This window comes from Litoreibacter albidus, from assembly GCF_900107015.1.
Lineage (GTDB): Bacteria > Pseudomonadota > Alphaproteobacteria > Rhodobacterales > Rhodobacteraceae > Litoreibacter > Litoreibacter albidus.
Genome location: NZ_FNOI01000006.1, coordinates 126963 through 138437, shown reverse-complemented (window position 1 = coordinate 138437; position 11475 = coordinate 126963). Strand labels below are relative to the sequence as shown.

Below are 11475 nucleotides of genomic sequence, written 5' to 3'. Positions count from 1 at the left end.
GGACCTACTCCGTAACAGATGGCTCTGAGGCCATCTCCAACAACTCGAGCGGATCGAAGTCCTCGCCCTGCTCGTCCAACCAATCTTCGATATCGGCGTTGCGATCATCGAAGGCATCTGGCGCCCAAATCTGGAAGGTGTCGCCCATCGCAACGAACTTCGCCTCGTTGGTGATACCGACTTTCTCACGCAGCTTGGCAGGCAGCACGAGGCGGCCTGTGTCATCAGGCTGGGTGGGCAAGGATTGCGAGTTGAAGATGTGCTCCAGCGCGCGACGCTGCTTGGAGCCGCGCGGCAAACGCGCGATCTTGTCGTCGACTTCCTGAATGGCCTCTTGGGTGTAGGCCTCTAGGTAATTTTGATTTTTTCCGCCGTATACGATGACGACGTTGGGGCTAAGACCTTCGGTCCAGTCGGGATCAGACGCTTCCAGAACGCGGCGAAACAGAGCGGGGATGGACACCCTGCCCTTGCTGTCCACCTTGTGGACGCCTTCGCCTCTGAACCGTTGTGCCACTTCTCGCGCCACCCTTTCTCAATTCCGGCCCTTAAACGGAAAACGGCAAGTTGATCTGCTGCCACTGATCAACCTGCCGCCCTCGTTCCCGTTCAGGGAGATGTTTGACCCGCGCCACCTGGGGGGATGTCTGCTCGCGCAGGGCCAAACGTAGTTAGATAAAGTCGGTGCCTGTATGAAACCTTTTGGTCGCCTTGGGGTTCTTAGCCGCCCCTTGTTTTTTAGTTGCCGTCTTTACCATGAGAACTTTGTGCCATGGCACTACATGGTAATCAATGGGTTTTTACGGGACAGGATGGGAAATAGTATCCAGTCGTCTCACTCAACATGTAGGAACGGGGCTATTTTTAGCTCAAATGGTAACGAGAGCGTGAGCGACCACTAAATATGGTAGGCAAAATTTCTGTAAGTTTTTCCCATAAATTCCCATGATTTTTGGGTTTTTCCCTGAAATCCCACGCGCGACCCATGAATTCCCAACCGAATCACCGCCTTTTGAGCCGATTTTGATTCGCAGCGCAAGTTATCCACAGGCAAAACGTCAAAAGCCGCGTGAAGTTGCCTTCACACGGCCTCTGTTTGCGATTTCCCGCGGAATTAGGGTTGGAGCACCAGATGCGCGACCCCGTCGGATCGCTTGCCCACACTGACGCCGTGACTGTCCACCGTCGCATTGATGCGCTGGCGGAACGACGAGAAGCTGTCGAAGGTCACGACATCCACGGCCTCGTCCAAATGCAGCGTCATACGGTAGCGCCCGCCAGCAATAGCTGACAGCGACAGGATGCGCCCCGCACAGGGCTGGTCCAGATAGCGGCCCCGCACGAAATCCCCGACCGCCCAAGGCGGGCGGTGGTTGGAAAGCGCCGAGGCGCGGGCTTGTAGCGTGTTCCAGTCGCGCATGCCCATCTGCTGGGCCAGAAGCTCCAACGACTGGGAATGCGACACGGGGGTATTCAAGACAGCCAGCTGCGTGCGCAACCGCTTGGCTTGGGCCTTCAGATCTTCGACCGAAGGCATTGGGTCTAGGTTGGTCATTTGATCACCTTATACAAGATGACGCGAAATCGGCTTGATGGAGCCCGCGTTGCCATCACCCTGCGCGTCAGTTGCAGATGTGATCGTGCTGGATGCAGAATTTCACCAAAAGGACGAGCCTTGCGGGCGGCGGGCATTCTGCTGCCCTGCCGCCTCCTACTCTTATATATAGAGACCGGTCAAGCCATACCGCCTTTGACCAAGCCTTCCGCCAGCTTGGCGTAGGCTTGCGCCACAGGGCCATCCCCCGCCGCGATGGGGGTGCCGCTATCGCCGGACAGGCGCACATCTATATCAAGCGGAATTTCACCAAGGAACGGCAGCCCCATTTTGGCGGCCTCGTCCTTGACGCCACCGTGGCCGAAGATATGCGCCTCCGTCCCGCAGGTCGGGCATATATACATAGACATGTTTTCCACGAGCCCGAGGACCGGTGTCTTTAAGGTGTTGAACATATCAATGGCTTTCTTCGCATCCAGCAAAGCCACGTCTTGCGGCGTGGAGACCACGATAGCGCCGCTTAGCTCGGACTTAGTGCAAAGCGTCAGTTGGACGTCGCCGGTGCCCGGTGGCAGATCAACGATGAGCACATCCAGCTCCCCCCACTCCACCTGCCCCAGCATCTGCTGCAACGCGCCCATAAGCATAGGGCCACGCCAGACGATGGCTTTGTCGGGGTCCATCATCAGGCCGATGGACATCATCGTGACGCCATGCGCCTTCAGCGGGATGATCGTTTTACCATCGGGGGACGCAGGGCGCTTGCTGACCCCCATCATGCGCGGTTGGGACGGTCCGTAAATATCCGCATCCAGCAGGCCCACACGGCGGCCTTGCTTGGCCAGCGCCACAGCTAGGTTCGAAGACAACGTCGACTTGCCGACACCACCCTTGCCGGAAGCCACAGCCAGAATGCGGGCGACGCCCTTTGGCTTCGACGGGCCAGCTTGGGGCTCTGGATGTTTGCCGACTTTCAGCGACGGCGGTTTTTTGTCGGAATGCGCGGTCAGCAGTACGGACGCGGTGGTGACACCGTCCATTCGTTCCACGATCTGCTGGGCGGCTGCGCGCAGCGGCTCTAGGTGCTTGGCGATTTCCGGCGCCGCCTCAATGACGAAGCGCACGGTGTCCCCGTCAATCGTGAGCGCGCGCACCATGTCCTTGGCAACAACGTCTTCGCCGTCGGGCAGCTTCAGCACACGCAGGGCATCAAGAATCGTCTCGCGGGTCACAGTCATCGGGGCATCCTGTCGTCGTCAATTTCCGTTACCAACTAAGTGAGCGCCTGCGCGACGAAGGGCAACCCCACAGCGCATACCCGCGAAAATGTTTTCAAACTGATGGATAACTGTGCACCGCCCGCAGATATGCGATACGCGCTGCGGCAGTTCACAAAAACGTCATAATTCTGCTGACGTTAGGTAAGCAAAACAACGGGTTAAGCCATGCATTCGCTGCATAGCGGCATTGTAAACGTGTGACTTGTTGCGACGCAGCATTTCACTAAATTGAGGTCAACAGAGACGAACACGTCAGACCGCTGACACAAGGTCTCGCTGAGAAAAAGGTAACGATATGGCTTTTACAACTGGTACCAGCACTGCGCCATCCCTTCTGGAGCGCCTTGTTGCATTCAAAAACGATCTGGCCGAGCGCCACGCCAAAAACCGCGTCTACCGCGAAACACTGGACGAGCTGCAAGCCCTGTCCGGTCGCGAACTGGCAGACCTTGGCATGAGCCGCGGCAACCTTAAGTCCGTCGCATATGAGGCGGCTTACGGCAAATAAGTTTGCGACCCCGGCTTTTGTCCTCCCTTAGGCCGGGATTCGCTTTAGTGGCGGCGCCTTCCTCCTCCCTTATAGGGGCCGCCACTGACCAAATCGGTACAGCATCTTCCTCCTCCCTTAGATGTTGATACTGAGCAAAACGGTCCAGCTTCACCTCCTCCCGAGGCTGGCCCGTCATACGGCAACGACCTTCCTCCTCCCTGGTCCGAGCCGCACAAAGAACGGTGATGCACCTCCTCCCGCATCACCGTTTTTTTGTGTCTGGAGGTCAGGTAGATAGCGCCCAAACGCGATTGCGCCGCAGGATTGCCCCCACGGCGCAGTCGTAATTCAGATAGGTTTTGTGGCTGGTCTCTATGCGGGTCCCTAGAACGGCACGTCGCCTGCACTATCCGCTGCAACCAGAAACTTGCCGATGACTTTCTTATCGCCGGACTTGTCGAACGACACATCCAGCTTATCGCCGTCGACCGCCATGACTTCGCCATAGCCGAATTTCTGGTGGAACACCCGCTCCCCCACTGTGAAGGCCGACACGGCTTGCGCATCGATTGTCATGTTTCTGGCTTTGGGCGCGCCGCGACTGGACTGGCGTTCTTGCAAACGTCTCCATCCGGGGGAGTTGTAAACGTTAGCCTTCGCGGCGGCTTCGTGCAGGTCACTGCCGCCAAGCGCATCCAGCATGTCGTTGGCGGAGCCCGCCTGATGCCCGTAGATACCGGGCGGCGTCAGAACGTCGACATGGCGTTCGGGTAACTCATCCACAAACCGCGACGGCAGCGCATTTTGCCACTGGCCATACACGCGGCGGTTTCCTGCAAAAGAGATGGTACAGAGCTTTTCAGCCCGCGTGATACCCACGTAGGCGAGGCGGCGCTCCTCCTCCAGCCCTTTGACACCCGATTCGTCCATGGACCGCTGCGACGGGAAAAGGCCGTCCTCCCACCCCGGCAGGAACACAGCCGGAAACTCCAGCCCCTTGGCCGCGTGCAGCGTCATGATGGACACTTTCTCAGTCGCATCCTCGCTGTCGTTGTCCATGACCAACGCGATATGCTCCAAGAACCCTTGCAAATTCTCGAACTGCTCCAGCGCTTTGACCAGTTCTTTGAGGTTATCAAGGCGGCCCGGGGCCTCTGGCGTTTTGTCGTTCTGCCACATCTCGGTGTAACCGGATTCCTCTAACGCCATTTCCGCAACTTCGATGTGGGACACGCTGTCATTGCGCGCACTGGCGCTCCAGCGATCAAGACCATCAAGCAGCTTTGCCAACTCCACAGCCCCCTTGCCGCCGAGGCCTTTGGCCTCCAACAGCAGCCGCGCGCCGTCGCGTAAAGACACGCCATTGCTACGTGCCATCGTCTGGATTTTCTGGACTGCCTTGTCGCCAAGCCCGCGCTTCGGGGTATTCACAATACGCTCGAACGCAAGATCGTCGGCGGGGCTGGTGATCAGCCGGAAATAGGCCATCGCGTCGCGAATCTCCAACCGCTCATAAAAGCGCGGACCGCCGATGACACGGTAAGGCAAACCGATGCTTAGAAAGCGGTCCTCAAAACTGCGCATCTGGTGGGACGCGCGCACGAGGATGGCGATTTGGTCCAGCCCGATGGGGTCCATCCTGCGGGTGCCGGTTTGCATGGCTTCGATCTCATCGCCCATCCAACGCGCCTCTTCCTCGCCGTCCCAATGACCGATCAGGCGGACTTTCTCGCCGCCCTTTGCCTCGGTAAACAGCGTCTTGCCCAAGCGCCCCGTGTTGCCAGCAATCACGCCGGAGGCCGCCCCTAGGATGTGCTCGGTGGAGCGGTAGTTTTGTTCGAGTTTGACAATTTTAGCGCCCTCGAAGTCCTTCTCGAAGCGTAGAATGTTGCCAACCTCAGCCCCGCGCCAACCATAGATTGACTGGTCATCGTCGCCCACACAGCAGATATTCTTGTGCGAAGCCGCCAGCAGACGCAGCCACATGTACTGGGCCACGTTGGTATCTTGGTATTCGTCCACCATGATATAGCGGAACCAACGTTGGTACTGCTCCAGCACGTCAGGGTGCGTTTGAAAGATCGTCACCATATGCAGCAACAGATCGCCGAAATCACACGCGTTAAGTGTGCGCAAACGGTCTTGGTACTGGGCGTAAAGCTTGCCCCCTAGGTTATTGTAATCACCAGCCTCAGAGGCCGGCAACGCGTCCGGTGTCCAAGCGCGGTTTTTCCAGCTGTCGATTAATCCGGCAAGCATCCGTGCAGGCCAGCGCTTGTCGTCCACGCCCTCCGCCACGATCAATTGCTTGAGCAATCTGATCTGGTCATCGGTATCAAGGATCGTGAAATTCGACTTCAACCCTACCAATTCGGCATGGCGGCGCAATTGCTTCACGCAGATCGAATGGAACGTGCCGAGCCACGGCACCCCCTCCACCGCTTCGCCCAAAAGTGTGCCGACGCGGTTCTTCATCTCGCGGGCGGCTTTATTGGTGAAGGTCACCGCCAGCACTTCGTTTGGCCGCGCGCGCCCTGTCGTGAGCAAATGCGCAATGCGCGCCGTCAATGCCTTGGTTTTGCCCGTGCCCGCGCCCGCAAGCATCAGCACAGGGCCATCCAATGTCTCCACCGCCTCCCGTTGGGCGGGGTTCAACCCGTCCAGATAGGGTGCCGCGCGTGCGCCAAGTGCCGCGCCCATAGCGCGTTGGGAAAGGGACCCGCCTTGCGGAGCCGCGGCCGCCTCGAAGGCGTCTTCATCGTTGAAAGTGCTCATGGATATCAAGATAACGCGAACGACCAGATAGGGAAAGAGGTGTTCTTATTTCGTTCCACGGCTTTTCTAGCCGCCCTTACGGGAGGTTATGCGGAGGCCGGTTTGAACTCCAATGATGCACCGTTAATGCAGTGTTTCATACCGCCCGCGACGATCAACAAGTGCCCCAGATGGCCGCCGCATCGGCGGCAATGTACCTCTGTTAATGCTGTGTCTTCAGACATGGCACCATATTCCGGAACCGCACCATCGATCGCGGTTAACACCGCATCGGGTTGCGCGTGATCAAAAAACACCCAGCCCTTCTCCAACACCACCTTAAGGCGCGCATCAAAGTTGTAGAGATCGCATCCCTTGCAATGATAAGTTCCTGCGCGGGTCTCCTCCCACAAAGGACTGGATTTAGGGGCCTCGGTAAACCCCTCGCGCATGATAGCGTAGCTTTGCTCCCCGAGTTGGGCCAACCAGTCGTCAACGGATTTGACCACCTCATATGTATAGTCAGACGCGCTGCCCGCCGCGACACTTGCGTAAACGGGACCGCTCGCTACCGTCAATGCCGCCGCCCCTGAACTTGCAAAAAAAGCGCGGCGGCTAAGGCTGGAAGATGGATTGCGGGTCATAGAGCAACTCTTTCATTACTGGGACAAAAAATGTCGAACGGGGCTTCCATGGGCGAGGCCCCGCCCGGCGCAGATCAGTTTTCGTCAGAGATTTTCATCACTTCGGAGGCCATTTCAGCCGCGCTGTTGCCATCGCCGAAAAGTTTGGCCTCTTTCAGGATACGCTGACGCGACACGGTGTCGGCCTCAAAGAACGTCTCGCGTTCCGCCGCGCTCATATTACCAAGTGCTAGGCGTACGCGGGCGGATGTCACATCCCCCATGGAGGTTTCGCGGATGATTGTCTCGGCTGCAGAAGCGTTGCTCATGGCAAATAACTCAGCAGCGGATGTCTCGGCAAACGACGGGGCCGAAAAGGCCAACGTGGCAGCTGTGGTTGCAAGAATAAGTTTCATGGTCATTATCTCCGATGTATTAAAATTTGGCCCAAAGCAGATCAGGGCGGGTCCGTATCCAAGCGTCAGCTCGGAAGCGAACGCCCAAATCCTGCCCCACAACCCTATCCGTCAGGCTTTGTCTGGATAGTGCCGCACGTCCCGTTTTGCTTGCAGCACGTCCAATCCACGCACCGGCGTCGCGGAAATGTGTTGGGTGTCACGTGCATGTGTTTTGGCGCGCATATGTCCTCTCGCCAACGTGTTTTCCCTCGCAGCGACGTGTATGGCGCGTGATGATATTTGCGCCGATCAAGGGGTATGGGTGGAGATATTCAAATACATTTGGATAAGATGCGGGTGCGCGGTGCATCCTGTTCACGCGACGCCCTACACGCGCCTTGGAAGGTCCACGTGAGTGCGACGCCCCAGCGCGCCAGCTTTGTGCTGGTTCTGTCAGGAGACACATTGCTTCGTATCGGCGGGAGCCGAAAGGATCTACATCTGTGCGCCGGCGACATCGCATTATTGCCCGACGGGCGGGCGTATTGCTACGCCGACGACGGCGCCCCCCAAGCAAATATTCTGCATGGGCAGTTCAGATTTTCGGCCGATACCCCAGCAATCTTGCTGTCCCGACTTCCTGATGTCATTGTGGAGCGCAATGGCAACGACTGCCGCACACATAAGCTGGGCCTGATCGTCGAGATGCTGCGGGCGGAGATCGGTGAACAGTCACAGCCCCAGCTTTCCATGCTGAACCGACTTACCGAAATCCTATGCCTTCATACTGTTCAGAACTGGTTTAGCCGGACGGCAGGCCAAGGTGCGGCGCTTCAAGCTTTCGCTCCCCCCGCGCGCCTTAAAGGCGTAATCGACATTATTCACGCCAAACCAGATTCCCCTTGGACTGTGAAGAGCCTCGCGCGCGTTTACGGACAATCGCGAACCGCTTTTGCCGCGCATTTCAAAACCGCAACCGGACTCAGCCCGATCAGTTATGTGCGGCGCTGCCGCATCAGCCGCGCGTGCAGAATGCTGGAGCGAACCCGCCTGCCCTTGATCGAAGTCGCGTTTCAGTCCGGCTATGCAGACGCAAACGCCTTCAACCGCGCGTTTCGCCGAGAAACAGGGGCCTCCCCCGGTGCATACCGGCGTTTTCCACAGCGGTAGCACGGCTGTGGCTAACGCTGCGACGTGCGCCAGTTCGGATGTATCCAAGGCTCCGAATTGTCCGCCGGCAACGGCGTGCGGCCCAATATATGATCCGCCGCCTTCTCCCCCACCATGATAGAGGGCGCGTTCAGGTTGCCGTTGGTGATCCGCGGAAAAATGGAGCTATCTGCCAACCGCAAACCTTCGACGCCGATCACGCGGCACGCGGGGTCAACAACAGCCATCGCGTCATTGGCGCGCCCCATGCGCGCCGTTCCGCAAGGGTGATAGGCACTTTCCGCATGCTCCGCGATAAAGGCGTCAATCTGGTCATCCGTTTCCACATCCTTGCCAGGCTGGATCTCATGGCGGGAATATTCCGCGAATGCCTCCTGCCCGAAGATTTCCCGCGTGAGGCGAACGCAGGTGCGAAACTCTTCCCAATCGTCGGGGTGGGACATGTAGTTGAACTCGATCTTTGGCGCATCCGCCGGATCAGCCGAGCGCAGCGTGACCTGCCCGCGTGACTTGGAGCGCATGGGGCCGACATGCGCCTGATAGCCATGCCCTTCCGCCGCGGCCTTGCCGTCATAGCGGACAGCGATTGGCAGAAAGTGGAACTGGATGTCAGGGTAGCGCACGCCCGCTTTGGAGCGGATAAACCCGCCGGATTCGAACTGGTTCGACGCACCAAGGCCAAGCTTTGCCAGCAACCACTGCGTCCCGACCCACCCTTTGCCCGGAATGTTCCAGTAGCGGTAAAGGCTGACGGGTTTAGACGCCGCCATTTGCAGATAGATCTCCAGATGGTCTTGCAGGTTCTGCCCCACGCCCGGACGGTCGGCGACAACGTCAATCCCGTGATCCTTTAAGTGTTGCGCGGGGCCTATGCCCGATAGCATCAATAGTTTGGGGCTATTGATCGAAGACGCGGCCAGAATAACCTCCTTGCCGGCGTTGATCACCTCGGTTTTCCCGTTGCGGAGAACTTCCACGCCTACGGCGCGGCCGTCCTTGATGACAACCTTCTGGGCCAGCGCTTGTATGAGAGTGCAGTTCTCACGCTTGAGCGCGGGGCGCAGATAGGCATTGGCCGCCGACCAGCGACGCCCGTTCCTGATCGTCGCATCGAACGGTCCTACGCCTTCTTGCTGCTGCCCGTTGTAGTCGGGGGTCACTTGGTAACCGGCTTGTTGTCCGGCCTTGATGAAGGCTTTGGTCAACGGGTTTTTACCCGGCCCGCGTGTCACATTTAACGGACCGTCCTTGCCCCGCCAGGCGTGGTCGCCACCACGCCCACCATCGGACCAACTCTCCATCCGCTTATAGTAGGGCAGAACATGCGCGTAGGACCAGCCGTCCGCTCCTTGCTCCGCCCAATGGTCAAAATCACCAGCGTGCCCGCGCACGTAAACCATGCCGTTGATCGACGAGGACCCGCCCACGACCTTCCCGCGCGGGGTCACCAGTTCTCGGTTGTTCAGGTGCGGTTCGGGTTCGGATTTATAGCCCCAGTCGTAGCGCGACATATTCATTGGATAGCTCAATGCGCCCGGCATTTGGATAAAAGGGCCCCAATCCGTGCCGCCATGTTCGATAACCGTGACGCGCCTCCCGGCTTCGGCCAAGCGATAGGCCATAGCACAGCCAGCAGAGCCGGCCCCAACAATCACGTAGTCAGCTTGGTTAGATGTCATGAGGCAAACTTTCTAGAAAGTTTGGAACCAATTTCTCTCCGAGAAATTGGCGCCGTTGTTAGAATTGAGCGTCAACAGGTGTCATGGCGACGTAGACGGTTTTCACTTCTGAGTAATGGTTGATCGCCTCTTTAGAGTTCTCCCGCCCAACGCCCGACGCTTTGGATCCACCGAACGGCGCTTCGACCGGCGCAAGATTATAGGTGTTGATATAGCACGTCCCCGCCTCAAATCCGGCCGCAACACGGTGCGCGCGGGTCAGGTCATTCGTGAATACCCCCGCTGCCAAACCGAATTCGGTGTCATTCGCGCGGGCCATGACTTCTTCTTCGGTATCAAAGTCGAACACTGCCATGACCGGCCCGAAAATCTCTTCACGTGCGATGGTCATATCGTCGGTGACGTCGCTGAAGACTGTAGGCTCCACAAAGAACCCTGCCCTATCGGCGAGCTTGCCGCCTGCGACAAGCTTGGCCCCTTCGTCGGTGCCCTTGTTGATGTAGCCCAGCACCAGATTCATCTGGTCGGCGGATACCATAGGACCAAAGTTCGTCGCCTCATCCATAGGGTCGCCCATGATAGCGCCCTCAAGGCGTTCTTTTAATCGCTTCAGGAACGCCTTCTTGATGTCCTTTTGGACGAACACCCGCGTGCCGTTAGAACACACCTGCCCCGACGAATAGAAGTTACCGAGGATCGCGCCGGACACCGCATTATCGATGTCGGCGTCCTCAAAGACGATCATGGGGGATTTGCCACCCAACTCCATTGTCACATGCTTCATCCGCTCTGCGGCGGCGGCATATACTTTCCGCCCCGTGGGCACGGAGCCGGTCAGCGACACCTTAGCGACCCGCGGATCAATAACGAGCGAGCCGCCCACCGCGCCGCGCCCTTGAACAACGTTGTAGACACCTGCGGGGAGCCCCGCCTCGTGCAGGATCTCTGCCACCTTCAATGCGCAAAGCGGCGTCGTCTCGGACGGCTTGAACACCATGGAGTTGCCACAAGCTAACGCCGGTGCCCCCTTCCAGCAGGCAATTTGCGTAGGGTAATTCCACGCGCCAATTCCCACGCAAACCCCCAAAGGTTGGCGGATAGTATAGACCCAGTCCTGCCCCAATTGGATATGCTCGCCGGTCAAAGTCGCGGCCAGACCACCAAAGTACTCCAGCGCATCGGCCCCCGAGGTCGCATCGGCGACCAGCGTTTCCTGCAACGGCTTGCCCGTGTCCATCGTCTCAAGCTCCGACAGCTCGCGGTTCCGCTCTCGCATGATGTCAGCTGCGCGGCGCAGGATGCGGCCCCGCTCCGTTCCGGTCATCGCGGCCCAGATTTTCTGGCCTGCTTTGGCAGAGCTCAGGGCTTGGTCCACGATCGCGGGGGTTGCTTCGTGCAACGTTGCGATCACCTCGCCTGTGGCGGGGTAAATGCACTCTATCGGTGCGCCCTCAGTATCCTCGACGTAGGCGCCGTTGATGAAGTGGCTGGCAGTTGGCTGTGCGTTTTGCATAGGATTTATGGCT

General features: G+C 58.4%; 10 protein-coding genes. 2 read left to right on the top strand and 8 right to left on the bottom strand.

Annotated features, from left to right (window positions below; all coding sequences use genetic code 11):
* Nucleotides 1-4 precede the first annotated feature (4 nt).
* The 3 genes from mraZ to BLW66_RS14040 all read right to left on the bottom strand — a co-directional run bounded on the left by mraZ (nucleotide 5) and on the right by BLW66_RS14040 (nucleotide 2793).
* On the bottom strand, nucleotides 5-517 hold the full coding sequence (gene mraZ, locus BLW66_RS14050) for a division/cell wall cluster transcriptional repressor MraZ (protein WP_089947786.1): 513 nt from the start codon (nucleotides 515-517) through the stop codon (nucleotides 5-7).
* Between the two features lie 597 nt (nucleotides 518-1114).
* Nucleotides 1115-1555, bottom strand: a complete 441-nt coding sequence (locus BLW66_RS14045; RefSeq protein ID WP_170833484.1) for a glyoxalase superfamily protein — start codon at nucleotides 1553-1555, stop codon at nucleotides 1115-1117.
* 179 nt (nucleotides 1556-1734) lie between these two features.
* Entirely contained in the window at nucleotides 1735-2793 is a 1059-nt protein-coding gene (locus BLW66_RS14040) for an Mrp/NBP35 family ATP-binding protein (protein WP_089947785.1), read from the bottom strand.
* A 337-nt stretch (nucleotides 2794-3130) separates the two neighbouring features.
* On the opposite strand from BLW66_RS14040, the gene BLW66_RS14035 reads away from it, so the two are divergent.
* Complete coding sequence (locus BLW66_RS14035; protein ID WP_089947784.1) at nucleotides 3131-3343, top strand: DUF1127 domain-containing protein; 213 nt, start codon at nucleotides 3131-3133, stop codon at nucleotides 3341-3343.
* Nucleotides 3344-3709: 366 nt separating this feature from the next.
* On the opposite strand, the gene BLW66_RS14030 is transcribed toward BLW66_RS14035, so the two are convergent.
* The 3 genes from BLW66_RS14030 to BLW66_RS14020 all read right to left on the bottom strand — a co-directional run bounded on the left by BLW66_RS14030 (nucleotide 3710) and on the right by BLW66_RS14020 (nucleotide 7118).
* Nucleotides 3710-6100 carry an ATP-dependent helicase gene (locus BLW66_RS14030; protein ID WP_089947783.1) on the bottom strand — a complete coding sequence of 797 codons (2391 nt, stop codon included), beginning with the start codon at nucleotides 6098-6100 and terminating at the stop codon, nucleotides 3710-3712.
* Nucleotides 6101-6186: 86 nt separating this feature from the next.
* Nucleotides 6187-6723: a peptide-methionine (R)-S-oxide reductase gene (locus BLW66_RS14025; RefSeq protein WP_089947782.1), complete on the bottom strand. Its 537-nt coding sequence runs from the start codon at nucleotides 6721-6723 to the stop codon at nucleotides 6187-6189.
* Between the two features lie 74 nt (nucleotides 6724-6797).
* Nucleotides 6798-7118: a hypothetical protein gene (locus BLW66_RS14020; protein ID WP_139254571.1), complete on the bottom strand. Its 321-nt coding sequence runs from the start codon at nucleotides 7116-7118 to the stop codon at nucleotides 6798-6800.
* Between the two features lie 300 nt (nucleotides 7119-7418).
* On the opposite strand from BLW66_RS14020, the gene BLW66_RS14015 reads away from it, so the two are divergent.
* Entirely contained in the window at nucleotides 7419-8270 is an 852-nt protein-coding gene (locus BLW66_RS14015) for a helix-turn-helix domain-containing protein (RefSeq protein WP_089947780.1), read from the top strand.
* A gap of 11 nt (nucleotides 8271-8281) precedes the next feature.
* On the opposite strand, the gene betA is transcribed toward BLW66_RS14015, so the two are convergent.
* A complete protein-coding gene (betA, locus tag BLW66_RS14010) occupies nucleotides 8282-9949 on the bottom strand; it encodes a choline dehydrogenase (protein WP_089947779.1) in 1668 nt (555 codons plus the stop codon).
* Nucleotides 9950-10007: 58 nt separating this feature from the next.
* On the bottom strand, nucleotides 10008-11462 hold the full coding sequence (gene betB / locus BLW66_RS14005; RefSeq protein WP_089947778.1) for a betaine-aldehyde dehydrogenase: 1455 nt from the start codon (nucleotides 11460-11462) through the stop codon (nucleotides 10008-10010).
* Nucleotides 11463-11475 lie beyond the last annotated feature (13 nt).

Bases quoted from the DNA above. Each gene is read 5' to 3' on its own strand.
- BLW66_RS14015 (WP_089947780.1), top strand. From the start codon at position 7,419: ATGGGTGGAGATATTCAAATACATTTGGATAAGATGCGGGTGCGCGGT.
- betB (WP_089947778.1), bottom strand. From the start codon at position 11,462: ATGCAAAACGCACAGCCAACTGCCAGCCACTTCATCAACGGCGCCTAC.
- BLW66_RS14025 (WP_089947782.1), bottom strand. From the start codon at position 6,723: ATGACCCGCAATCCATCTTCCAGCCTTAGCCGCCGCGCTTTTTTTGCA.
- BLW66_RS14020 (WP_139254571.1), bottom strand. From the start codon at position 7,118: ATGAAACTTATTCTTGCAACCACAGCTGCCACGTTGGCCTTTTCGGCC.
- BLW66_RS14045 (WP_170833484.1), bottom strand. From the start codon at position 1,555: ATGACCAACCTAGACCCAATGCCTTCGGTCGAAGATCTGAAGGCCCAA.
- BLW66_RS14035 (WP_089947784.1), top strand. From the start codon at position 3,131: ATGGCTTTTACAACTGGTACCAGCACTGCGCCATCCCTTCTGGAGCGC.
- BLW66_RS14030 (WP_089947783.1), bottom strand. From the start codon at position 6,100: ATGAGCACTTTCAACGATGAAGACGCCTTCGAGGCGGCCGCGGCTCCG.
- BLW66_RS14040 (WP_089947785.1), bottom strand. From the start codon at position 2,793: ATGACTGTGACCCGCGAGACGATTCTTGATGCCCTGCGTGTGCTGAAG.
- betA (WP_089947779.1), bottom strand. From the start codon at position 9,949: ATGACATCTAACCAAGCTGACTACGTGATTGTTGGGGCCGGCTCTGCT.